A 21880-nucleotide genomic window follows, 5' to 3' on the forward strand; every position below is an offset into this window, starting at 1 on the left:
CTCCTCAGTTGTTGCTGGCGCTGTAGCCAGGACGGGGAATCAGGTGCATCAGCATGTTGTCGAGGCCACCATCGACGACCACTTCTGTGCCATTGATGTAGGACGACTTGTCGCTGAGCAGGAATAGGGTGGCGTTGGCGATATCACTGGGCATGCCGATACGGCCACTGGCAGTCATCGCCTCACGGGCTTCGGTAATGCCTGGATGGGCGTAGAAAGGTTCCGACAAGGCGGTGCGAATCATGCCCGGGCAGATCACATTGGAACGGATCTGGCGATTACCCAGCTCGACCGCCAGTTGCCGTGACATCAGGGTCACCGCCGACTTGCTGGCGCTGTAGGCACCGCTGTTGGTTTGTGGCATCAACGCCGCGACTGAGGCGATAAACACCAGTGAGCCACCGTTGCCCATCAGTGGAGCAAAGGCGCGGGCACACAGCATGGAGCCGGTCAGGTTAACCTGCAGCACCTGGTTCCAGTCGTCCAGTGACACATCCAGCAAGGCGCCCGGGCGGAGAATTCCGGCACAATTGGCGAGACCATTGAGATGGCCAAAACGTTCGTTGATACGGGCAGCTGCCTGTTGTACGGAAGCTTCACTGGAGACATCACAGGGAATGACCAGTGCCTCAGCCGCCAGCTCGCCAAGGGTCGCCAGCAGTGAATCACAGCCGTCGGTATTCACATCCAGCATGGCCACGGAAGCCCCGGCTTCCAGCAGGCCACGTGCCACCGCGGCACCAATACCACTGCCTGCACCGGTCACCGCGATCACGGTATGCTCCAGTGCCAGCCATTGCATATTATTATCTTTATTCATATCTACCTCTCACTGATATCGTGCCGATGGGCGACAGCAAGCTGTCGCAGCCGATTGAATGCACGATGTGATTTGTTGGTTATTTGTGTTGCTGGTTATTTATTCAATAATGTATCGGGTTGCCGATAGTGGAATATCTGTACCGACTATCGGGATAACATCCCCATTGCCAATACCGGAAACATCACCAGTAATATCAGTCTTACAATATCGGATAATACAAACGGCAATACTCCCTTGAATATCCTGACGACCGGTACATCGGGTAGCATGGATTTAATGACAAAGACGTTGATACCCACCGGTGGGGTTATCAGTCCCACTTCGACGGTAATCACGGCAACGATGCCAAACCACACCGGGTCAAATCCGGCATCCAGAATCACTGGCAAAACCACCGGAATGGTCAGCAGTAACATGGCCAGGCTATCCATCACACAGCCCATCACGACAAACAGTGCCAGTACCATAAACAGTACGGCGTAGGGGGGCAGCCCCATTCCGCCAACCCATTCGGCAAGGAAGAACGACACCCGTGATACCGACAAAAAATAGCCAAACACTTCAGCGCCAATGATCATGAAAAAGATCATTGCCGAGAGTGACAGGGTTTCTTCCAGCGCTTCACGGAAACCATCCAGACGCACGCCACGGAACAGCGCAATCCAGAAGGTGATAAAAGCACCCACGGCAGCGGCTTCGGTTGGCGTGAACAGGCCGGTGTAAATACCACCGATGATCAGCGCAAACACTCCCATAAAGGGCAGCACGCCGGTCAGGCCGGTGATTTTTTGTTGCCAGCTGGTGGGCGTACCAGGTTGCGCCAGATGCGGGAAAAACTTCACCAGCAGGGCAATTGTGACGCAGTACAGCAGCAGCCCGATCACACCTGGAATCAACCCCGCCATAAACATTTCGCCGACCGACTGCTCGGTGATCAGGGCATATAGCAGCAGCGCAATACTGGGCGGAATCATGATGCCCAGAGTGCCGCCAGCCGCCAGCGTGCCAGTCGCCAGTGAGTCGGCATAACCGTGCTTGCGCATCTCTGGCAGTGCCACTTTCGACATGCTGGCAGCGGTCGCAACCGATGAACCGGAGATAGCTGAAAACACCCCACAGGAGCAGACAGCCGCCAGCGCCATACCGCCACGCCAGCCGCCAAAAAGAGTGCGGGCAGCGTTAAACAGTTCGCTCGACATATTGGCCTTGGAGGCCAGAATACCCATCAGAATAAACATCGGAATCGGGCTGAAACTGTAATTGCTCAGTACTTCAAACGGCCCGGCCTCGAGAATCGCAAAGGCCGGATCAAAAGCGACGATCAGGCCAAAACCAATCACTCCGGCAGCAGCCATTGCCAGTGCAATCGGGCAGCGCAAGGCAATAAACAGCAGCATTGCCGCCATCACCAGCAAACCAATCAGCGGCGCACTCATACGTGTACCTCCTGATGGTGTTCACGGTGTACCCAGAGCCGCAAACCACCGAGCGCTGATTGTAAGGCCACCAGTGCCAGAATGACGGCGGCGGGGCCGTACAGCCATTCCAGCGGCAGCATCAGGTCCTGGGTTTTTTCTGCATTCATACGGGCGACATGAGCACCTTCGGCGAAACGCCAGCACAGCAACCCGGCAAATCCACCAAACAGCATCAGATACACACCATCCATGATGTCGCGATAACGCACGGGAATATTGCCGGTAAAGATATCAACAATGATCTGGCCCTTGTCGACGGCGTAGGGAAATGCCAGCAACATGGCAAACATCAGTCCGAATCGAACAATTTCTATCGCTCCGCTAATAGTGAATCCAAACGCACCATCGGATATTGAGAATAAACTTCGAAGCACTACATCAGCGCATATTGTAAGCATAATAAATACCAGCATCAGGGCAGCCAGCCGGTACATAATCAGTGTCATTGCGTCTATTATTTTTATAACTTTCATATTTTTATATATTCCCACTAATGGCGGCAACGGCGTGACGATACCCTGTCAACCAGGGGCTGACATATCGGAAGGTCGGCCACCGTGGCCGCGTAGTTAAATCAGGAACAGCAGTTGTGGTTATTCCTGCAAGGAGGAAACCCGGGTTTCACAGCTTTTGGAAAGCTGTTGGGCATGCTGGTAAATATCTGCGACCTGAATGCCGTGGCTGGATAATTCCTGTGAATAGCTGGCCACCGCCGCGTCGACTACCGGCTTCCAGGCCGGATTATTTACACCGCCAGTGACCGTATAGATTTCATCGCCAGCGGCACGGGCCTGTTCGATACCGTTCACATCCAGTATGTCGTAGGCGGCTCCCAGTTTTCGGGCCCAGGCTTCGCCTGAGTTCTTGTCGATGACAGCTTTCAGGTCTGGCGGCATGCGTTGATAGGTGCGCTTGTTCATGCTGGCAACAAAGGCCAGTGAATAGAGCCCGATTTCGGTGTGCTTGTCGGCCAGCTCGTTGAGACGGAAGGAGGTCAGGGCTTCCCATGGCAGCGCCACGCCATTGATCACACCGCGTGACATGGCGCCATACATTTCTGGTGCCGCCAGGCCGACCGGTTCGGCTCCGGCAGCCTTGAGCAGTTCACCGGCAACCACGGTTGGCCGGCGGATGGTCATACCGGCCATGTCGGATGGCTGTTCAACCAGCTTGCCTTTGGTGTGGATATGGCCCGGGCCATGGGTGAACAGAAACAACACATGGGCATCGTTGTATTCGTCTTTGAAGGTGCCTTCCTCATACAGATTCTGCACCACACAGGAGCCCTGTTCGCCGGTTTCGACAATTCCGGGTAATTCCACAATCTGGGTAATCGGGAAGCGGTTGGCGGTGTAGCCCTGAATCGAGACACCCACATCGGCGATACCCTTGACCACCGAGTCGTAGGTTTGTACCGCCTTCGACAAGGTCTGGGCCGGGTAGATGTCGACGTTGATACGACCGTTGGAATCCTTCTCGACCTGGTTCGCCCAGCTTTCCAGCGTTTTGGCGATACCGGAGGTCGCTGGCCAGAAATGCGCAAAACGCAAATTGACCTCGGCTGCCTGACTGGCAGGAATATGGCTAACGGAGGCGAGTGTCAGCAGGGTCGCAGCCACTGCCGGAAGTTTTGTGATTGTTCTTTTCATTGTGAGCCCTGTCGCCAAACCGGGAGAATGGCGCTTGTGATTATTATTTGAGGCTTCCTGTGGGAGTTTTGAAGCAGCCGCTCAGGCCAGGCAAATCTGTCACAGGATGTATTTGACTGGGGTGGCAGGACAATCTGTGCAACCGTTCAGCCAGTCCGGATAATCTAGAGCGCAGCGCGGTGCCGGAACATTGAAAATCTACGCGTCCGATTGGACATTTCGCGCATGGCGTAATTTGGTACACGGGTTTTGAATTGCGTTTTTGAAGCCGGTTTGCCGCCATTGGCCTGTGGTACTCGTTGGCGGCAAACCGGATTGTGTGCCCAGCACAGGAGGATATTCAGATCTGACCGGCGCTGAGTGATGCTTACTGCCAGGTCCAGCGCTGGTTATCGCCGCCCCAGTTCCACCAGGTATCGACGTTGTCGCCAGCGGCACTGCCGACGCCATCCAGCACCTGATTGTTGTCAACTTCAAGACCGATGGAGCCATCGCTGTTTTCGACAAAACGCTGGGAGTCACCGGCCCAACAATTCCAGATAATGATGTTGGCACCGTTTTCAAACACGCTGGAATTATCCAGACAGAAGCGCGGGTCCTGCAGGCTGTGAATCATGCCGGTGCTGGTGTCGAGCGTCCGTTGCTGCCAGTTGGCTCCTGAGCAGGTCCACTGCATGACATTGGTGCCGTTGGTCATGTCGGCATTGTTGATATCGAGACACAGGCCTGAGGCATTGTTGACCAGCGCCTGCCAGCTTTCCTGTGAACCACCGTTAGCCGCCAGTACATCTGCCTGGGTAAAGGTTGGGTAGCTCGATGGTTTGAATTCGTTCATATCACTGAGAAAGCTGGATTCCCGTACCGGCAGGTTGGCAGAGCCATAGTCGTAGTTGTTTAACAGGTTGCGCATCACCAGATTGCTCCAGCCGTCGCCAGCGAATTCATACCAGCTGATGATCGGCGGAGTGACGAAGGCACCGTACGGATTTTCGGCAGTTTCAGCAGTTTTGGCGAATCGCAGTGCGTGGGTGGCGACGCCATCCTTGTGATAAACAATTTTCAGGTGGCCGTTTTCAAATTCCAGTTCGGAAGCTGCACTGGTGGTCAGATCGCCATGGGCGCTGTAGCTGCCGTGGGTGACAACACCGTTGGTGGTCCACACGGCGGCGTATTCCCAGTCGTGCCGATGGCCGCTTTCGATACCATCAAAGATCTGGTCTTTCTCGAAGTAGAGGGCGTAGAAGTGGCCGCAATAGGTTGTGCTGCCAGACGTCTGACAGGCGTAACGATGGACGGTGTTGGACAGCTCCATAAAGTTGGATGAACGACAGGCACCCGTGAGGCTACCACTGGGCTTCTGGCCACCATTCTGGTCGCCACGGCGGCTGATACCTGCAGCGGGCAAACAGCTGTCGCTGTCGAAATCGAATACCGGCGCGATGCTGGCGGCGTCTACGGCGGTTGGCATTGCCTGATCCAGCGCAGCAAAGTCGTCAGCCTGGGCGTTAACCGCAAGCATTAAAGCTGCTGCCAGGCTGGCTGCAGGCAGTAGCGGTTTAAGCGTTGTCGATCGCATGATTGAAATCGTTGTAGTAATTGTTGTTGAGAGCCTTGTTGAAAGCGTCATGTGGATTCCCTGGATATTCCCTGATTGTGGTTATGGGTTGGCGTTGTGATCGGAAGGCCTGCCAGATATAGGCGAGGTATAGGGAAGACGTCTTTTACGCTGGTCCGGGGACCACTTTTTTTATGAATTTTTGATGAAGGCCGGAATTTCAAAGGCTTTTTATTCAAACGTATTGGAGCCTGGTTACTCGACATTCGCGCCGCCAATTCCTATGCTGCGGCGCTGTTTTTGGTTTACTGCGAGTCGTTATGACGACCCTGAATTCCCAGGCCTTCAAGGCCTCCTTACCGGTAATGTTTGGCTATGTGCCGCTGGGCATTGCTTTCGGTATTTTGTTTGCCGGACTTGGCTATCACTGGCTGTTTGCCAGCCTTTATGGCCTGGTGGTGTACGCCGGTGCGGCGCAGTTTCTGGCCGTTGGGCTGTTGTCGGCACAGGCGGGGTTGCTGGAAGTGGCCGTCGCGACCTTGCTGCTGAATGCCCGCCATATGTTTTATGGACTGTCGTTGATCGGCAAACTGGGGCAATCCCGGCTGGCGCGCTTTTATCAGATCTTTGGTTTGACCGACGAAACCTATTCGCTGGTGTCGGCTGCCAAAATTCCCGCTGGCGTCGATGCCGCTGCCTGGCGCTTGCGGATTACCGCCTTTAACCAGACCTGGTGGGTAATTGGCTGCAGTATTGGCGGCTGGCTGGGTTCGCGCATCGAGTTTTCCACTGCCGGTATTGAATTCGCCTTGCCGGCGCTGTTTGTGGTGCTGCTGGTGGAGCAATATCGTTATCTGCGTGCGTTATGGCCGTTTGTGACAGCCTTGCTGGTCGGGCTGTTTACCCTGTTTGTCATCAGCCGTGACCAGATGCTGCTGATCTCGGTGATGCTGGCGCTGTGTGTGTTGCTGTTGCAGTGGCGAACCGGTTGGCCATCGTCAGCCAAAGCCCGTCAGACAGGAGCCTCGTGATGAACGATGTTATGGATGGTGTTCCTTATCTGCTGGCGGTGATGGTGGTGATGGGGTTGGCGACCTTCGCCACCCGGGTACTGCCGTTTGTGATCCTGTATCGGGTCGCTGACCACCCCTTGCTGGTGTATCTGGGCCGTTATCTGCCAGCCATGATCCTGATGTTGCTGGTGTTGTATTCCTTCCGTCAGGAGGTACAGCTGTCGGTGGATTTTCTGCCACAGTTGGGCTGTCTGGTGCTGGTGGGGTTGTTGCAGTGGTGGCTGAAACAGGCGCTGGTGAGCATTATTGCGGGGACTGCAGCCTATATGGCGCTGGTGCAGCTGGGCTGGGTGTAGGGGGCATCTATTTAATCCGGTGCTCGCTCTGGGCTTCCGGATGGTTTCGAATCCCGAAGCCGGTTTGCAGGCCCTCTCTCCGAAAAAGACAGGGGTCAAGTCAAAAACCGGCGACACCGAGTCGGAATCATCCGGCAGCCCCCGCAGGGCGCGGGTTGCCACTGCCCAGAGCGGTGTTGGCGAATTTGAAAAGGACCAGTCATTTCGCTGCATTCGCCGCCTTGCTCTGAACACTGGCAACACTCGCGCAGAGTCGTGCAGGATTAAATAGATGCCCCCTGAGGTTTCTTCCGGACCTTTGGCAAGGCATGCCTTGCCCCTACACTTCATGGGTTGGAATTCAAGTGACAAGGAAGGCATGAATCAAAAGCAAAAAGGTGAGAACCGACCCCGGCTCTGGCTCAGGGAAATAGGGCCGGTTCTCGTGCTGCCGGGGAGCAGCCTGAAACGCATGGTCGTGTCAGATCTCAATCGTCATCGTCGTCATCATCATCCAGACTGCGGGTGATAGGACGGTAAATTTCAACCCGGTCACCGGGCTTGAGGGCGGTGTCGAGTTTTGCCAGTTTGCCAAAAATACCCACCCGGGCCGCTTTCAGGTTGAGATCCGGGAAGCGGTCACACAGACCACTGGCCGCAATCGCATCTCCAAGGGTGCATTCTTCGGGCACATTCAGCCGGATCCAGGGCGGATTACCGGCGGCCGCATACACTACGCTGACTTCCATCGTCCGGAGTTCCTCTGTTTAGTGTTGGAGCTGTACCAGCTCAGTCGGATTTTTCTGGCTGATACGGTTATCGATCAGGCGTTTGATCACAATCAGGAAACCCAGTGCCATAAAGGCACCCGGTGGCAGGATGGCGATCAGGATGTCCGGGCTGGTTTCGAAAATCTTCATTTCCAGCCAGGCGAAGTGTGGCCCCAACAACAGTGAGGCATTGGCGAACAGGGTGCCGCTGCCAAGAATTTCGCGCATGGCACCAATCGCGACCAGTACCCAGGTGAAGCCCAGGCCCATCGAAATCGCATCAGCAAAAGCCGGAATCACAGGCTGCTTGCTGGCGAAGCTTTCAGCGCGGCCGAAGATGGCGCAGTTGGTCACGATCAGGGCGATAAACAGACCAAGGATCTTGTACAGCTCGTGCATCCAGGCGTTGATGATCATGTCGGTGAGGGTTACCGCGGTAGCGATCATCACAATCAGTACCGGAATCCGCACCTGCGGGCTGATCACGCCACGCACGGCAGAAATCATGGTATTGGTCAGAATCAGTACCGCCAGTGATGCCAGTCCCATACCCAGGCCGTTGGTGGCGCTGGTGGTAACTGCCAGCAGTGGACAGAGGGCCAGCATCTGGCCCATGGCGACGTTGTTATCCCACAGGCCATCGCGAAACAGTTGTTTGTAATCCATGGTGGTTGCTCCTGTGATTAGTTCTGCGCCGCAGGCTGCTGGCTGGCTTGCCAGCGGGCCTGCACATCCAGTGCGGTTTTAACGCCTTTCACCACCGCCCGTGGGGTGATGGTGGCACCGGTAAACTGGTCGAAGATGCCGTTGTCTTTTTTCACTGCCCATTGCTGGTCAGTGGTGTTGGCCAGTGAATGGCCATTAAAACCGGTAATCCACTGGCTCTTGGCGATTTCGATCTTGTCGGCCAGCCCCGGGGTTTCCTTGTGACGGATTACCCGCACACCGAGGATTTCCCCGGCCGGATTGGTCGCCACCAGCATATCCAGCGGGCCACCCCAGCCTGCAATTTCAACCTGCATGGCAGTGGCTGTTACCACGTCTGCCTTGCGGGCGATCAGCAGTTCTGCAGGAGCCAGCAGACGGTCGTCTGGCAGGTATTCGACCTTGTCGAGCGGGTTGTTGTCGTACAGCTCGGCGTCCATTACCTGATTGAGGCTGTTGAGCTGATCGAGCATTTCTTCCTGTTGAATGGTTTCCCAGGTCATGCTGTAACCGGCGATCAGCGCCAGGCTGACGATGGCACAGGCTCCCCCCAGCAGCAGTGCCTGATAAACCGGATTATCGTGGCGTACGAGTGATGCAAAATTCATCGGATTTTCCTCTTCTGCTGCTTAGTTCACCCGCCGTTGGGCGGATACGTGAGCGACGGCTTCACCACGACGGTTGCGACCATAAACCCGGGGTTTGGTGACGCGATCGATCAGTGGTGTGAGGGCGTTCATAAAGAGGATGCCGAAGGCCACAGCTTCGGGGAAACCGCCCCAGCTGCGGATGGCAAAGATCATCGCACCGGCACCAATACCAAACAGGATCTGGCCCTGTTTGGTGGTTGGGCTGGTGACGTAATCGGTGGCGTAGAAGAAAGCTCCGATCATGGCGCCGCCGCTCAGCAGGTGGAACATTGGGCCAGCAAAACGCTCTGGCTGGGTGTGGCTGCTGACCAGCGCCAGCAACGCCAGCGTACCCAGCAGGGCAACCGGAATGTGCCAACTGATAATCCGGCGGAACATCAGCCAGGCGGCACCAAGGAGCACCAGCAGGGCCGAGGTTTCACCCATCGAACCACGCATCTGGCCAACAAAACCGTTGTGCAGGCTGTAGTTGGCACCGAGCCATTCGAGCATATCGGCACCGCCTTTTACTGCCGCCTTGCTGTCGCCCAGCCAGGTCGCACCGGTGAAGGCATCGGCGTTAGCCAGTGACAGAGGACCCTGGCCAAACACAATGCTGATGGCATCGGCAAAGCTCGGGCTGACACCCGGATCAATCCAGGTGGTCAGTGGTACCGGGAAGGAAATCAGCAGGGCGATACGCGCCAGCAAGGCTGGGTTAAACAGGTTCTGGCCAATACCACCATAAATCTGTTTGCCGATGATAATGGCGAAGGCTGAGCCGCCAACGGCGACCCACCAGGGACACCAGGGTGGCAATGTCATCGCCAGCATCCAGCCGGTCAGCATGGCGGAACCATCGGTCAACCGTGAAAGTGGTTGCTGGCGCAGGTACAGACAGAAAGCTTCAGCCGCCATGGCAGAAACCAGACACAACACCCACATCATCAGGGCGGGCAGGCCCCAGAGGAAAATACCCCAGGCCGTGACAGGTGCCAGCGCCAGGCAGACGTTGAACATAATATTGTTCACGCCGGAACGGTCGTGGGCGTGCGGAGACGCGCCGCCCAGTGAAGTGTTACTGCTCATGACTCGGTTTCCCCTTCGGCTACTGCGGCGGTTGCTTCACTGTCAGATGTTTCTTCGGCGGCGGCTCGCTTGGGTTTGTCCTTTTTCTTTTTCGCCTGCTTGGCTGCGAGTTTGGCGGCTTTTTCCGCTTCCATCCGTTCGTTGCGGGCTTCCATCAGTTGTTTCGTGAGGGTCAGCTTGTCGGCTTCGGAACGACGGTCGCGTAATTCACCCTTGGCGTATTCGAAGTACTGCACCAGCGGAATGTGCGACGGGCAAACGTAGGCACAGGAACCACACAGAATGCAGTCGCGCAGGCCAAATTCCTGGGCGTTGTCGAAATCGTCCTGACGCGAGCTGCGGGCCATTTCCAGCGGCAACAGCCCCATCGGGCAGGCGTTGACGCATTTGCCACAACGGATACAGGGCGACGGCACGTGTTCATTGACTTCTTTCTGGGTCAGCGCCAGCAAGCCGGAGCTGCCCTTGATCAGCGGCACGTCCGTGGTGGTCAGTACCTGGCCCATCATCGGGCCACCCATTAACAGCCGGGCTGGCTTGCTTTCCAGGCCACCACACACGTCGAACAGATGGCTGATGGGGGTGCCGAGCAAGGCTTCCAGGTTCTGTGGCTGGCCGGTGCAATTACCGGCAATGGTCGATACCCGGGAAATCAGCGGTTTGCCCAGCGTCAAGGCTTGCTGGATGGCATAAACAGTGGCGACGTTGTGCACCAGCACGCCGATGTCGTTACTGCGTTTACCGGCCGGTACTTCCAGCCCGGTGACCGCCTGGATCAGCTGTTTGGCCGAACCCATCGGGTAGCGGGCCGGAACAATCACCACTTCAATCGAACCAACACCAGCCGCTGCTTCCTTGATGGCCTTGATGGCATCCGGCTTGTTGTCTTCGATGGCAATCACAGCGCGGTAGGCTTCAATGATGTGACGGACCAGCTTGGTACCTTCAACAATCTCTTTGGCGCGTTCGCACATCAGCCGGTCGTCGGTAGTGAGGTAAGGCTCACACTCGGCACCGTTGACGATAAAGGTCTTGATCTCAAAGCGGCGACCCTGACGCAGCTTGATCGCTGCCGGGAAAATCGCTCCGCCCATCCCAACGATACCGGCTTCCTCAACCAGCCCGGCCAGTTCGTCGTGCGGCAGCTGGTACGGGTCGGCTGGCGGGGTCAGTTCACACCATTCCTCCTGACCGTCCGGCTCCAGCCAGATGGCATTGGCAGGCAGGCCGCTGGGGTGCGGCATGGTGACCGGTTTGATGTCCTTGATGATGCCGGACGTCGGCGCGTGCAGGTTGGCCGACATGCGGCTCCCGGCACGGGCAATCTTCTGGCCTTTCAGCACCCGGTCGCCGACTTCTACCAGTGGCAGTGCATCGTCACCGGTACTTTGACCCAGTGGCAGATACAGCATGGGTGGCAGCGGTACATCGGTGTTGATGGCCAGCTCGCGGCTGTCGAGTTTGTGGGTCTTGGGGTGAACACCGCCGCGAAAGCGACCCATTCCTAACAACATCATGTTATGCAGCCTCCGGCTTGTGCCAATGCCAGCGGGTCAGATCGACCTCTGGAGTGTGCAGACTGATGCAGTCTTCCGGACAGGTATCGACACATTGTTTGCAGCCGGTACAGGCTTCGGAAACCACCACGTGAATCTGTTTGCTGGCACCGACGATGGCATCGGTCGGGCAGGCCTTGTAGCAACGGGTACAACCGGTACAGAGGCTTTCGTCGATGGTCGCCAGCAAAGGTTCTGGCGATTCGCCCAGGGTCGACAGGTCGATGTCGAGCATTTTTGCGAGGGTTTCCGCCAGCGCCCGGCCGCCTGGAGGGCAGCAGGTCACTGAGGCTTCACCGGTGGCGATGGCATCAGCAGCCGGGCCACAGCCAGGGAAGCCACACTGGCCACACTGGCTGCCAGGCAGCAGTTGTTCGATTTCCTTGGCCATCGGGTTGTTGTCTTCAACAGCCATATAACGGGCAGCAAGTGCCAGCAGGGTTCCCAGCGCAAGGCCGAGCAGAGTCAATACCAGAGTTGCGGTCAGCATCGTTATTCTCCCGTCAGAACATGCCACTGAAGCCCATGAATACCAGTGACAGCGAACCGGCACTGATCAGGCTGATTGGGGTACCTTCAAACAGTGTCGGAACACTGGCTTGGGCCAGCCGCTCGCGCATACCGGCGAACAGCACCATTACGATCATGAAGCCGAGCGCTGAACCGAGGCCGAACATCAGGCTCTGCGGCAGGTCGTGGCCTTCGTTGATATTCAGCAGGGCGACGCCCAGTACGGCGCAGTTGGTGGTGATCAGCGGCAGGAAGATACCGAGCGACTGGTGCAACAGCGGGCTCAGCTTGCGCATGGTGATTTCGGTAAATTGCACCACCGCCGCAATGATCAGGATGAAGGACAGAATACGCAGGAATTCGATGCCCAGAGGCTCCAGCAACCAGTGCTCAATGAGCCAGCTGAGGAAGGCAGAAAGGGTCAGTACAAACGCGGTCGCCAGACTCATCCCCCAGGCAGATGACAGTTTGCCTGACACCCCCATGAGAGGGCAGAGCCCGAGAAATTTCACCAGCACAATATTGTTTACCAGTGAGGTACTGATCAATAACAACAGGTATTCCATCGCATTTGCCTCACGTCGCTCAGAATCCGGGATGAATTGCTCACGCCGGTTTTGTTGCACTGTTGGTCAGCAAATTGTGTGAGTGGGGCTCACAACACCGGGCGTGTCGGTCATGGGCAAAATTGCATTTCCTGTGCCACGGGGCGGAATGTCGGCTTTGCGCCAAAGGATAATGAGCCAGATCAATTAATTGTCTGACAGGAGGTCATTGTCCAATTCGGAATGGAGCTTTTCGCTGTTGCTTTCCTTACAAAGGGCAAAAGAGGTCACGATGGCAGTTGTTGTATAAACGACAAAACATGGTGGCATTGTCTGCCAATTGACAGATAAAGCGGCTTTTTCGCTACGGCATGCTCCTTGCTGATCTCTTTACAGCCTTGATGAGGGAAGGAATCACCATGCGCAAGATCCGTATGCCTGCAGTAGCTGAAGACATCCTCGCCAGCCGTGTCACTGAACGTGGCGCCAGTGACGTCCATCCGGACGGGGTGTATCTGGCCGACGAAGTGTTTTTCCAGGCGGTGGAGCATGCTCCGGTCGCCATTTCGATCACCGACCTGAAAGCCAACATTCTTTACGTCAACCGTACCTTTACCCAGGTCACTGGTTACAGCGAAGAAGAAGTGCTGGGCCGCAACGAATCCATTCTGTCCAATCACACCACCCCGCGCATTGTTTATCAGGCGCTGTGGGGACGGCTGGCACAACAGAAAGCCTGGTCCGGTATGTTGCTTAACCGCCGCAAGGATCAGCGCCTCTATCTGGCTGAGCTGACCGTCGCGCCAGTGATCGACGAAGCCGGCGAGACCGTCTATTACCTCGGCATGCATCGTGACGGTTCTGACATGCACCAGCTCGAACAGCGGGTGGTGAACCAGCGCCATATGCTCGAATCCGTGCTCAACGCGGTACCGTCGTCAGTCGTGTTGCTGGATGAATACCAGTCGATCGTCAGCAGTAACCCCAGCTTCAGCAAGCTGGCGCGCGAGCTGCTGCCGGATGCGCCGAAGGAAGCGGCGATCAAGCTACTCACTGACCGTCTTGGCAACAACTACCAGCAGCTGATGAGTGAGGGCCGTTCCTTTACCGACAAGGAATTCACCATCGACTACGGCAGTGGCAGGCCATTGAGCTTCTCCTGTTTTGGTACCCGTATCGATGTGCGCGGTGAAGAAGCTGACGGTTTCTTTGACCAGCCGCTGAAGCATTGTGTGCTGCTGATGATTACCGACATCACCGACATTCGTCGGCGTCAGGAAGATGTCCGCCTCAACGCCCTGCGGGCGCTGGTAGCAGAAGAAAACCTGGTGCAGGGGATGCGCGAAACCATGAACGGTGCGATTCATCAGCTGCAAGGGCCAGTGAACCTGATGTCGACCGCCGTCAGTATGCTGGAACGGCGTGGTGATGAACGCGACAAGGTGGTGTTGGCGGCGCTGAAAGATGCGTTGGATGCCGGTCGCGATGCCATCGACAAACTCGACCGGGCGATTCCGGTCGAAGTGATGGAAAGTCGCAAGCCGGTCAATATCAACGAGCTGTTACGAGAAGTACTGGCACTCACCACCGGTCGGCTGCTGGCCACCGGCATCACAGTGAACTGGAAACCCTCGATGCAGCTGCCTGCGGTGATTGGTCGTGAACAGCGGCTGCGTTCGATGTTTATGCACCTGGTCGAGAACGCGGTTGATGCCATGGCTGAACGTGGCGTCAGTGTTCGGGAGCTGACCATCACTACCCGCAACGAAGGCGAAAGTGTGATCTGTGAAATTTGTGACAGTGGCAAGGGGATTCCGGCCGACAAGCTGGTGCGGGTATTCGAGCCATTCTACACCACCAAGGAAGCTGGTGTGGTGGCCCGGGGCATGGGGCTGTCGATGGTACAGGAAGTGGTCTCTGATCACTCTGGCACCATCCGGATGGACGAAACCTACCACAGCGGCTGCAAGGTTATTCTGCAACTGCCTCTGAACCCACTGCGTTAAGGGAGTATTGAATGAATACTTCTCGATTTGCGTCCAAGGGAACGGTTGTTCATAGCCACAGTGAAATCACTGAACGTCATTACCGTTGTTTGTGTTCGCTGGCGGGGATTCTGTCGAAGGCCCGCCATATTGAAGAAACCATCAACGGTATTCTGTCGACCATGCATAACGATGCCGGTTTGCAGTACGGAGTGGTGAACTTCTACGATCCGGAAAACAGCCTGCTGCAGGTGGGTGCCATCTACCGCACCAATACCAACGGCAAGTTGCCATCGGTTTGTTACAAACCGGGCGAAGGCATTGTTGGCCGTATCCTGCAGCTCAACCAGAGCATTGTGCTGGGACGGATCTCCAGCGAGCCGCGTTTCCTCGACCGTCTCGAAGTCTACGACCTCGACCTGCCTTTTATCGGTGTGCCGATTCGTGATCCGGAAGGCAACGCCATTGGTGTACTGGCAGCCCAGCCAGACGTACCTGCGGATGAATACCTGCCGGAGCGGGCCGAATTCATGAAAGCGGTGGCTGACATCCTGTCGCAAACCATGCGCCTGATCGTCAACGTCGAAGAGGGCAACAGCATTGCCCGCGAGCGTGACGAACTGCGTCGTGAAGTGCGCGGCAAATACGGCTTCGACAACATGGTGGTGGGGCATTCCGAAGGTATGCGCCAGGTGTTCGATCAGGTACGCCGGGTCGCCAAGTGGGACAGCACAGTGCTGGTGCTGGGGGAGTCCGGTACCGGTAAGGAACTGATCGCCAACGCCATTCACTACAACTCGCCGCGGGCACACCAGTCGTTTGTCTGTCTCAACTGTGCCTCGCTACCTGAGAACCTGCTGGAATCGGAACTGTTCGGCCATGAAAAAGGCGCTTTCACCAATGCCGTGAAACAACGCAAGGGCCGTTTCGAGCAGGCCAATGGTGGCACCCTGTTCCTCGACGAGATTGGTGAAATTTCACCACTGTTCCAGGCCAAGCTGCTGCGGGTCTTGCAGGAAGGCGAACTGGAGCGGGTCGGCGGTAGCCAGACTATCAAGGTCGATGTGCGGATTGTCGCGGCGACCAACCGTAACCTGGCTGACGAAGTGGAAAAGGGCAAGTTCCGCGAGGACTTGTACTACCGCCTCAACGTCATGGCGATTCGTTTGCCACCACTGCGTGAGCGACTGGTCGACGTGCCGGAATTGTCGAGCTTCCTGCTCAGCAATATCGCCAAGAGCCAGGGCCGAGACCTGCGTTTGACCGACAACGCCCTGCGGATGTTGATGGGGCACGACTGGCCGGGCAACGTACGGGAACTGGAAAACTGTCTCGAACGGGCAGCCGTAATGACCGAAGGTAACGTGATTGATACCGACGCCATTGCCCTGCCGGTGAGCCACAGATCCAACAACCCGCTGGCATCCCCGGCGGCAGCAGCCTCCACCATGAGCAGCAGCTCGGTGGCTCCGGCACCACAATCGATTGATCTGAATAACCCGGATATGGACGAACGTGAACGCCTGATCGCTGCGCTCGAACAAACCGGCTGGGTGCAGGCCAAGGCGGCCCGCTTGCTGGGCATGACGCCACGGCAGATTGCCTACCGGATCCAGACCATGAAGATCAACGTCCGCAAGCTGTAGAACTATCGTTGTCCTGACGTGTTGTCACGCTCCGGCGTGGCAACACGTCAACCCTGCCAGATCCCGCTCGCAAACTCTGCTCCGAATCCGCTTACAAGCCCCCTGACGACAAACCTGCCTTTGTCCCCTACATCACAAAAAGCCCCACGTTTGTGTTGTTTTAAACCCGACAATTAGTTGTAACATTTATAAAAAAGTCAATAAAAACAATGGCTTGTAAATAGGCACCGGCATTGCAACGGATGTTTGACCGTGACTAGAAGGGTACTCACCCGCAGCAGAGGAGCTGACCCATGGAACTCAACGTGATTGGACAAGACGACCATCAAGATACCGGAAGTAGCTGTTCTTCCGGTTCCTGTGGCAGCAGTAATGACCAGATGGGCCATTTGCCGCAAGAGATCAAGGACAAGGTAAAGAACCACCCTTGCTATTCGGAAGAAGCTCACCATTACTTCGCCCGCATGCACGTTGCTGTAGCGCCTGCCTGTAACATCCAGTGCCACTACTGCAACCGCAAGTACGACTGTTCAAACGAATCCCGTCCAGGTGTTGTTTCCGAACTGCTGACTCCGGAAGAAGCAGTCATGAAAACCAAGGCGGTAGCGGCCAACATTCCGCAAATGACCGTACTGGGCATTGCCGGTCCTGGTGACCCGCTGGCCAACCCGGAACGTACTTTCAGTACTTTCCGCATGCTCAGCGAGCAGGCTCCGGACATCAAACTGTGTGTGTCTACCAATGGTCTGGCGCTGCCGGATGCTGTCGAAGAACTGTCCAAGCACAACATCGATCACGTCACCATCACCATCAACACCGTTGATCCTGAAATTGGTGCCAAGATCTACCCATGGATCTACTGGAACAACAAGCGCATTCACGGTGTGAAAGGCGCCAAGATCCTCATCCAGCAACAGCAGAAAGGTCTCGAAATGCTGGTTGCCAAGGGCATTCTGGTGAAAGTGAACTCGGTGATGATTCCCGGTGTAAACGACGAGCACCTGAAAGAAGTGTCCCGCATTGTGAAGTCTAAAGGCGCTTTCCTGCACAACGTGATGCCACTGATCTCCGAAGCTGAACACGGCACTTTCTATGGTGTCATGGGACAGCGTGGTCCTGAGCCGGAAGAACTGCAGGATCTGCAGGACGCCTGTGCCGGTGACATGAACATGATGCGTCACTGCCGTCAGTGCCGTGCCGACGCCGTTGGCCTGCTGGGCGAAGACCGTGGTGAGGAATTCACCATGGACAAAATCGCCGCCATGGACATCGACTATGACGCTGCGATGAAAAAACGCGCCGTGATCCACCAGGGCATTCTCGAAGAGCTGGATGAAAAAGAAGCCAAGCGTGCCCGTCTGGCCAGTGCCTCTGTTCCGGCTGCTGCCAAGCCTGACACCCGTCCGGTACTGATGGCTGTGGCTACCAGTGGTGGTGGTCTGATCAACCAGCACTTTGGTCACGCCACCGAATTCCTGGTGTACGAAGTGTCACCAAACGGTGTGCGTTTCATCAGTCACCGCAAGGTTGACCAGTACTGCATCGGTGGCGACACCTGCGGCGAGAAAGAAAGTGCGCTGTCCGGCTCCATCCGTGCCCTCAAAGGCTGTGAAGCTGTGCTGTGTTCGAAGATTGGTTACGAGCCATGGTCACTGCTGGAAGACGCTGGAATCCAGCCAAACGGCGAGCATGCAATGGAGCCAATCGAAGAAGCCATCCTGGCTGTTTATGAAGAAATGCGTGTCGATGGTCGTCTGGATGCGACTCCGGCTCACGTTGCTGAACTGGCCAAGGCTTAAGGAGACTCACCATGGCGCTGTCAATTGTCGATTCTTGCGTGAACTGCTGGGCCTGTTACGACGTCTGCCCCAGCGAAGCGATTTACGAGAGCAAACCCCACTTCAAGATCAATGCCCGCAAGTGCACTGAGTGTGAGGGTGATTACGATCAGCCGCAGTGCGCCAGCATCTGCCCGATCGAAGAAGCCATTCTCGACGCCAGTGGCGCACCGATGAATGCTCTCGGCACGCTGACCGGCATTCCGCCGGAAAAAATGGCGGAAGCCATGCGCGAAATCCAGTCACGCTGAGAGTGAGATTGTGATGGAAAAGGTCATGTTTTTTGGCAAACCCGGATGCAAGACCAACCGTCGCCAGCGCGCCATTCTGCGGGATTCAGGCGTGGAGTTGCAGGAATTCGACCTGCTCACCACGTCCTGGACGCCATCCAAACTGAAGCCCTACCTGAAGGGGCTGGATGTCGCAGACTGGTTCAACCGGGCAGCTCCGGCTGTCCGGGATGGCGCGATCGACGTGGAGTCCTTGTCCCCCGCGGATGCCCTGAATCTGCTGTGTCTGCAACCCATCCTGATACACCGGCCACTGCTGCGTAGCGGCAGTTGGTACAGCTGTGGATTTGATCGCCAGCAACTCGAAACCGTGCTCGGTGTCGAGCTGGCAAACCCCGACGGCGAGCCTGATGAAGGCTGTCGCCACCCACTTCACGGGACCACAAGTGGTGGTCAAGGCCAGTGCGGCAGCAGTGCCGCCCGCAAGCAAACAGAGATGGAGGAATCGCTGTGAATGCTGTCGCCCAATTTCGTCACACCCTGTGGTCATTCAAACCCCTGGTAGCCGTAATGTCAGGCAAGAGCCATAGCGCCGAACAGTTCGGCCACAATCAGAACTGGTTTATGCAAATCCAGCGTAGCCAGCGCCGGGGCATTACCAGCCTGCCACACTTTCTTGGTCTTAAACCGGCTGAATTTCACTGGATGAGCCGTGGCCGTCACTATCGCATCAGCCATGAACTGGCCCATGACCAGCAGGCCGACCAGCAACTGATGGCCGACGACCTGCGCCAGCAATTGCTGCAGATGCGCGAAGACGAATGGCTGGAGCTGCGTAACCTGATGCTCAGTCATCGTGCTGGTGTCTGTGACAGCGAAGTCGTGATGGCCGACATCGTTGCCGCCGCCTGCCTCGGTGGTACGCACCTGTGGAAAGACCTTGGCATGTCTGATCGCCAGCAGCTCAACCTGCTGCTGAGTCGCAACTTCCCGTCGCTGGCGTCCCGTAACGACCGTGACATGAAGTGGAAAAAATTCTTTTACAAACAGCTTTGCGAGCTTGGCGGCGGTTACGTTTGCCGTGCCCCCAGCTGTGATGTCTGCAGCGCTTACAGCGACTGCTTTGGCCCTGAAGACTGATAACCGTTTGAGAGTGAGAGAGGTGACACCATGAAGTGGACCCAGGTATCGATTGAAGAAGCTGAACAGATGTTGGAAAACCACGACGTGTTGCTGCTGGATATGCGAGATCACCTCTCATACCTGGCTGGCCATCACCGTCGCGCCATTCATCTCAATGATATGAACCTGAAAGCGTTGCTGAAGCATACCGCCCGATCTGTGCCGGTGCTGATCTACTGCTACCACGGTCACCGTAGCCAGGATATGGCACAGCTGTTCAGTGATTTTGGTTTTACCAGCTGTTACAGCCTGAAGGGCGGTTACGAAGCCTGGTATCCAGAGTTCTGTATGGCCGAGCGTGAACTCAGTGATGAGCTGATCGAATGGCAGCTGTGGAATCACTTTGATCCGGAAAACCTCGATCACCGTGCGGATAACAACGAAACCGCGCTGATGCGGCTGTGCCGTGAAGGCAATGCCGACCTGGCGCTGGAGCTGGTCGAAGCCGGTGCCACGCTGCAACTGATCAATGAAGACGGCAACAATGCCCTATGGATGGCAGTGCAAAGTGGTAATGAACTGCTGGTGGAAGCACTGCTGCGCGCCGGTACGCCGATTGATCAGCAAAACGACAATGGTGCCACCGTGCTGATGCTGGCGATGACCATGGACATGCCGGTAATGGTGCGACTGCTGTTGGCTTCTGGAGCAAACACCGAACTGACCACGGTCGACGGTTTCCGCGCTGAAGATGCTGCGGTCAGCAAACGGGTACTGAATCAATTGAAAGGCTGGAACAGCTACCAGCCACAACAATCACGAGCCGCCTGAGGCCAGGGAGAGAGTCATGAACAAGCCAGATTTCGAGGCATTGATCCGCAAGCAAATCGCTGACAACGCCATCATCCTGTACATGAAAGGCGTTCCGGAAGCACCTGAGTGTGGTTTCTCTGCGGCAGCAGTGAAAGCCCTGGGCGCAGTGGGTGCCGAGTTTGCCTACGTTAATATCCTCGCCAACCCATCCATTCGTGAGCGTTTGCCAAAAGTCTCCGGCTGGCCGACTTTCCCGCAGCTGTTCATCAAGGGTGAACTGATTGGTGGTAGCGACATCGTTGTTAACATGGCGGCCGACGGTTCCCTTAAAACGGCCGTTGCCGAAGCGCAGGGAGCCAGTGCATGAACCCGCAAGACGTTCAGGAGCGCCTGTTGGGCGCTTTCCCGGATGCACAGGTTGAGATCGCCGGTGCTGACTGTAATTTTTCAGTGTCATTGGTGACCAGCCAGTTTGAAGGCTTGCGTCCGGTGCAGCGTCAGCAGCAGGTGCTGGCGTTGTTTCAACCAGAGCTGTCTGATGGTCGGTTGCATGCCCTCACCATCAGCGCCAGCACTCCTGCCGAACAAGCGGCCCGCCAAGCGCCGGCCGACGGCCTGATTCAACTTTAATCCGCACTGGAGGTGCCTTATGGAAGCTGCTCTTTCTCCAACCCCTGCAGCCCAGCCAGTTCCGTCGATCACTCGTGAAGCCGCCTTGCGTATTGCCATGGCGGCACGGGCGTTGCCGGAAGAAATCAGTGTTGGCCAGTTGCTGGAAATTCTGGCGCGCCGGATTGATGGCGAACTGAATGAAACTTCCCTGACCACGATTACCGTCACAGATCTGAAAACCGGTTTTGGCAGTGCTGACGGTGAAGAAGATGGTGAAGACATCAGCATGGGTCTGCCCGCCATCAAGGAAGCTGTGCGCATCCTGTGGGGCGAGGTCAATGACGACGATCTGCCGAAACCACGCCCTGAGCTGGCCGATATTCCGGGATCTATCCGGGTAGCTGTTGCTTCCAACCAGGCTGAACAGATCAATGGTCACTTTGGTTCCTGTGTCCGTTTTCTGGTTTACCAGCTGGCACCGGAAAGCTGCGAGCTGGTTGATATCCGTTCCGCGCTGGAAGCTGATTTGTCAGACGACCGTAATGCCTTCCGCGCCAACCTGATCAAGGATTGCCAGGTGATGTATGTGCAATCCATTGGTGGCCCGGCTGCCGCCAAGGTGGTCCGTACCGGTATCTATCCGATCAAGGTCAAGGAAGCTTGTGAAGCCCGTGAAGAACTGGCGCGCCTGCAAAGTGTGATGGGCACCAACCCGCCACCCTGGCTGGCCAAGATTCTCGGTGTGGAAACCGGCGTTAGCGCCCGTTTTGGTCAGCTGGTTGAAGAAGACTGATCACGATTGATCAAAAGCTTGATCTGAATCAGGGACCATCCGTTTGCTTGCCAGGCTGTTATGCCGGGGGAGCAGACCGATGGTCCTTGTCGTTTTGGCGACAATCACGAATTCGTCGCAATTGTCGCCAAAATGCCCCGCCAAAACTGTTGCAAAACCGACAAAATTCCCCGAAAAACCTCAT

24 protein-coding genes are annotated in these 21880 nt (G+C 56.3%); 12 read left to right on the plus strand and 12 right to left on the minus strand.

Going from position 1 to position 21880, the window contains the following annotated elements; translation table 11 throughout:
* Positions 1 to 4: 4 nt before the first annotated feature.
* The 5 genes from K6123_RS09900 to K6123_RS09920 all read right to left on the minus strand — a co-directional run bounded on the left by K6123_RS09900 (position 5) and on the right by K6123_RS09920 (position 5526).
* Positions 5 to 820, minus strand: a complete 816-nt coding sequence (locus tag K6123_RS09900) for an SDR family NAD(P)-dependent oxidoreductase (RefSeq protein ID WP_221797212.1) — start codon at positions 818 to 820, stop codon at positions 5 to 7.
* A gap of 146 nt (positions 821 to 966) precedes the next feature.
* Positions 967 to 2259 carry a TRAP transporter large permease gene (locus tag K6123_RS09905; protein ID WP_221797214.1) on the minus strand — a complete coding sequence of 431 codons (1293 nt, stop codon included), beginning with the start codon at positions 2257 to 2259 and terminating at the stop codon, positions 967 to 969.
* Positions 2256 to 2774 (minus strand): TRAP transporter small permease, encoded by a 519-nt coding sequence (locus K6123_RS09910; protein ID WP_343223980.1) that lies wholly within the window; start codon positions 2772 to 2774, stop codon positions 2256 to 2258. The genes K6123_RS09905 and K6123_RS09910 overlap by 4 nt, the downstream gene beginning before the upstream one ends.
* A gap of 120 nt (positions 2775 to 2894) precedes the next feature.
* Positions 2895 to 3950, minus strand: a complete 1056-nt coding sequence (locus tag K6123_RS09915) for a TRAP transporter substrate-binding protein (RefSeq protein WP_221797219.1) — start codon at positions 3948 to 3950, stop codon at positions 2895 to 2897.
* A 367-nt stretch (positions 3951 to 4317) separates the two neighbouring features.
* Complete coding sequence (locus K6123_RS09920) at positions 4318 to 5526, minus strand: NPP1 family protein (RefSeq protein WP_246624725.1); 1209 nt, start codon at positions 5524 to 5526, stop codon at positions 4318 to 4320.
* Between the two features lie 299 nt (positions 5527 to 5825).
* Here K6123_RS09920 and K6123_RS09925 point away from each other — a divergent pair, with 299 nt between their 5' ends.
* Positions 5826 to 6536, plus strand: coding sequence for an AzlC family ABC transporter permease (locus K6123_RS09925; protein ID WP_221797224.1), 711 nt, complete (start codon positions 5826 to 5828; stop codon positions 6534 to 6536).
* Positions 6536 to 6874, plus strand: coding sequence for a branched-chain amino acid transporter permease (locus K6123_RS09930; RefSeq protein ID WP_221797226.1), 339 nt, complete (start codon positions 6536 to 6538; stop codon positions 6872 to 6874). Before K6123_RS09925 ends, K6123_RS09930 begins: the two co-directional genes overlap by 1 nt.
* 467 nt (positions 6875 to 7341) lie before the next feature.
* Here K6123_RS09930 and K6123_RS09935 read toward each other — a convergent pair whose 3' ends face one another.
* The 7 genes from K6123_RS09935 to rsxA are packed head-to-tail and all read right to left on the minus strand — an operon-like array spanning position 7342 to position 12678.
* Positions 7342 to 7602, minus strand: coding sequence for an RnfH family protein (locus tag K6123_RS09935; protein WP_221797228.1), 261 nt, complete (start codon positions 7600 to 7602; stop codon positions 7342 to 7344).
* A gap of 18 nt (positions 7603 to 7620) precedes the next feature.
* The gene (locus K6123_RS09940; RefSeq protein WP_221797230.1) at positions 7621 to 8289 is read right to left on the minus strand and encodes an electron transport complex subunit E; all 669 of its coding nucleotides are present in this window, start codon (positions 8287 to 8289) and stop codon (positions 7621 to 7623) included.
* A gap of 17 nt (positions 8290 to 8306) precedes the next feature.
* The gene (locus tag K6123_RS09945; protein WP_221797232.1) at positions 8307 to 8936 is read right to left on the minus strand and encodes an RnfABCDGE type electron transport complex subunit G; all 630 of its coding nucleotides are present in this window, start codon (positions 8934 to 8936) and stop codon (positions 8307 to 8309) included.
* Between the two features lie 21 nt (positions 8937 to 8957).
* A complete protein-coding gene (locus tag K6123_RS09950; protein ID WP_221797234.1) occupies positions 8958 to 10046 on the minus strand; it encodes an RnfABCDGE type electron transport complex subunit D in 1089 nt (362 codons plus the stop codon).
* The gene (gene rsxC / locus K6123_RS09955) at positions 10043 to 11563 is read right to left on the minus strand and encodes an electron transport complex subunit RsxC (protein WP_221797236.1); all 1521 of its coding nucleotides are present in this window, start codon (positions 11561 to 11563) and stop codon (positions 10043 to 10045) included. Before rsxC ends, K6123_RS09950 begins: the two co-directional genes overlap by 4 nt.
* A 1-nt stretch (position 11564) precedes the next feature.
* On the minus strand, positions 11565 to 12092 hold the full coding sequence (locus tag K6123_RS09960; protein WP_221797238.1) for an RnfABCDGE type electron transport complex subunit B: 528 nt from the start codon (positions 12090 to 12092) through the stop codon (positions 11565 to 11567).
* 13 nt (positions 12093 to 12105) lie between these two features.
* Positions 12106 to 12678, minus strand: a complete 573-nt coding sequence (rsxA, locus tag K6123_RS09965; RefSeq protein WP_221797240.1) for an electron transport complex subunit RsxA — start codon at positions 12676 to 12678, stop codon at positions 12106 to 12108.
* A 398-nt stretch (positions 12679 to 13076) separates the two neighbouring features.
* Here rsxA and nifL point away from each other — a divergent pair, with 398 nt between their 5' ends.
* The 10 genes from nifL to K6123_RS10015 all read left to right on the plus strand — a co-directional run bounded on the left by nifL (position 13077) and on the right by K6123_RS10015 (position 21696).
* Positions 13077 to 14663 carry a nitrogen fixation negative regulator NifL gene (gene nifL / locus K6123_RS09970; RefSeq protein WP_221797242.1) on the plus strand — a complete coding sequence of 529 codons (1587 nt, stop codon included), beginning with the start codon at positions 13077 to 13079 and terminating at the stop codon, positions 14661 to 14663.
* Positions 14664 to 14674: 11 nt separating this feature from the next.
* Positions 14675 to 16288, plus strand: a complete 1614-nt coding sequence (nifA, locus tag K6123_RS09975) for a nif-specific transcriptional activator NifA (RefSeq protein ID WP_221797244.1) — start codon at positions 14675 to 14677, stop codon at positions 16286 to 16288.
* Between the two features lie 293 nt (positions 16289 to 16581).
* Positions 16582 to 18087 (plus strand): nitrogenase cofactor biosynthesis protein NifB, encoded by a 1506-nt coding sequence (nifB, locus tag K6123_RS09980; protein ID WP_221797246.1) that lies wholly within the window; start codon positions 16582 to 16584, stop codon positions 18085 to 18087.
* An 11-nt stretch (positions 18088 to 18098) separates the two neighbouring features.
* The gene (locus tag K6123_RS09985) at positions 18099 to 18377 is read left to right on the plus strand and encodes a 4Fe-4S binding protein (RefSeq protein ID WP_221797248.1); all 279 of its coding nucleotides are present in this window, start codon (positions 18099 to 18101) and stop codon (positions 18375 to 18377) included.
* 13 nt (positions 18378 to 18390) lie between these two features.
* Positions 18391 to 18870, plus strand: coding sequence for an ArsC/Spx/MgsR family protein (locus tag K6123_RS09990; protein WP_221797250.1), 480 nt, complete (start codon positions 18391 to 18393; stop codon positions 18868 to 18870).
* Positions 18867 to 19496: a nitrogen fixation protein NifQ gene (locus tag K6123_RS09995; RefSeq protein ID WP_221797252.1), complete on the plus strand. Its 630-nt coding sequence runs from the start codon at positions 18867 to 18869 to the stop codon at positions 19494 to 19496. Before K6123_RS09990 ends, K6123_RS09995 begins: the two co-directional genes overlap by 4 nt.
* A gap of 30 nt (positions 19497 to 19526) precedes the next feature.
* Positions 19527 to 20309 carry a rhodanese-like domain-containing protein gene (locus K6123_RS10000; RefSeq protein ID WP_221797254.1) on the plus strand — a complete coding sequence of 261 codons (783 nt, stop codon included), beginning with the start codon at positions 19527 to 19529 and terminating at the stop codon, positions 20307 to 20309.
* A gap of 16 nt (positions 20310 to 20325) precedes the next feature.
* Positions 20326 to 20658 (plus strand): Grx4 family monothiol glutaredoxin, encoded by a 333-nt coding sequence (gene grxD / locus K6123_RS10005; protein WP_221797256.1) that lies wholly within the window; start codon positions 20326 to 20328, stop codon positions 20656 to 20658.
* A complete protein-coding gene (locus K6123_RS10010; protein ID WP_221797258.1) occupies positions 20655 to 20921 on the plus strand; it encodes a BolA family protein in 267 nt (88 codons plus the stop codon). The genes grxD and K6123_RS10010 overlap by 4 nt, the downstream gene beginning before the upstream one ends.
* A gap of 19 nt (positions 20922 to 20940) precedes the next feature.
* Entirely contained in the window at positions 20941 to 21696 is a 756-nt protein-coding gene (locus tag K6123_RS10015) for a dinitrogenase iron-molybdenum cofactor biosynthesis protein (RefSeq protein ID WP_221797260.1), read from the plus strand.
* The last annotated feature ends 184 nt before the right edge of the window (positions 21697 to 21880 follow it).

Origin of the sequence: Oceanobacter mangrovi (assembly GCF_019740315.1) — a bacterium.
GTDB classification, from domain to species: Bacteria; Pseudomonadota; Gammaproteobacteria; order Pseudomonadales; family Oceanobacteraceae; genus Oceanobacter; species Oceanobacter mangrovi.

Excerpts from the sequence above, each read along its gene's own strand:
- K6123_RS09900 (WP_221797212.1), bottom strand. The coding sequence starts at position 820 with ATGAATAAAGATAATAATATGCAATGGCTGGCACTGGAGCATACCGTG.
- K6123_RS09905 (WP_221797214.1), bottom strand. The coding sequence starts at position 2,259 with ATGAGTGCGCCGCTGATTGGTTTGCTGGTGATGGCGGCAATGCTGCTG.
- K6123_RS09910 (WP_343223980.1), bottom strand. The coding sequence starts at position 2,774 with ATGAAAGTTATAAAAATAATAGACGCAATGACACTGATTATGTACCGG.
- K6123_RS09915 (WP_221797219.1), bottom strand. The coding sequence starts at position 3,950 with ATGAAAAGAACAATCACAAAACTTCCGGCAGTGGCTGCGACCCTGCTG.
- K6123_RS09920 (WP_246624725.1), bottom strand. The coding sequence starts at position 5,526 with ATGCGATCGACAACGCTTAAACCGCTACTGCCTGCAGCCAGCCTGGCA.
- K6123_RS09925 (WP_221797224.1), top strand. The coding sequence starts at position 5,826 with ATGACGACCCTGAATTCCCAGGCCTTCAAGGCCTCCTTACCGGTAATG.
- K6123_RS09930 (WP_221797226.1), top strand. The coding sequence starts at position 6,536 with ATGAACGATGTTATGGATGGTGTTCCTTATCTGCTGGCGGTGATGGTG.
- K6123_RS09935 (WP_221797228.1), bottom strand. The coding sequence starts at position 7,602 with ATGGAAGTCAGCGTAGTGTATGCGGCCGCCGGTAATCCGCCCTGGATC.
- K6123_RS09940 (WP_221797230.1), bottom strand. The coding sequence starts at position 8,289 with ATGGATTACAAACAACTGTTTCGCGATGGCCTGTGGGATAACAACGTC.
- K6123_RS09945 (WP_221797232.1), bottom strand. The coding sequence starts at position 8,936 with ATGAATTTTGCATCACTCGTACGCCACGATAATCCGGTTTATCAGGCA.
- K6123_RS09950 (WP_221797234.1), bottom strand. The coding sequence starts at position 10,046 with ATGAGCAGTAACACTTCACTGGGCGGCGCGTCTCCGCACGCCCACGAC.
- rsxC (WP_221797236.1), bottom strand. The coding sequence starts at position 11,563 with ATGATGTTGTTAGGAATGGGTCGCTTTCGCGGCGGTGTTCACCCCAAG.
- K6123_RS09960 (WP_221797238.1), bottom strand. The coding sequence starts at position 12,092 with ATGCTGACCGCAACTCTGGTATTGACTCTGCTCGGCCTTGCGCTGGGA.
- rsxA (WP_221797240.1), bottom strand. The coding sequence starts at position 12,678 with ATGGAATACCTGTTGTTATTGATCAGTACCTCACTGGTAAACAATATT.
- nifL (WP_221797242.1), top strand. The coding sequence starts at position 13,077 with ATGCGCAAGATCCGTATGCCTGCAGTAGCTGAAGACATCCTCGCCAGC.
- nifA (WP_221797244.1), top strand. The coding sequence starts at position 14,675 with ATGAATACTTCTCGATTTGCGTCCAAGGGAACGGTTGTTCATAGCCAC.
- nifB (WP_221797246.1), top strand. The coding sequence starts at position 16,582 with ATGGAACTCAACGTGATTGGACAAGACGACCATCAAGATACCGGAAGT.
- K6123_RS09985 (WP_221797248.1), top strand. The coding sequence starts at position 18,099 with ATGGCGCTGTCAATTGTCGATTCTTGCGTGAACTGCTGGGCCTGTTAC.
- K6123_RS09990 (WP_221797250.1), top strand. The coding sequence starts at position 18,391 with ATGGAAAAGGTCATGTTTTTTGGCAAACCCGGATGCAAGACCAACCGT.
- K6123_RS10000 (WP_221797254.1), top strand. The coding sequence starts at position 19,527 with ATGAAGTGGACCCAGGTATCGATTGAAGAAGCTGAACAGATGTTGGAA.
- grxD (WP_221797256.1), top strand. The coding sequence starts at position 20,326 with ATGAACAAGCCAGATTTCGAGGCATTGATCCGCAAGCAAATCGCTGAC.
- K6123_RS10010 (WP_221797258.1), top strand. The coding sequence starts at position 20,655 with ATGAACCCGCAAGACGTTCAGGAGCGCCTGTTGGGCGCTTTCCCGGAT.
- K6123_RS10015 (WP_221797260.1), top strand. The coding sequence starts at position 20,941 with ATGGAAGCTGCTCTTTCTCCAACCCCTGCAGCCCAGCCAGTTCCGTCG.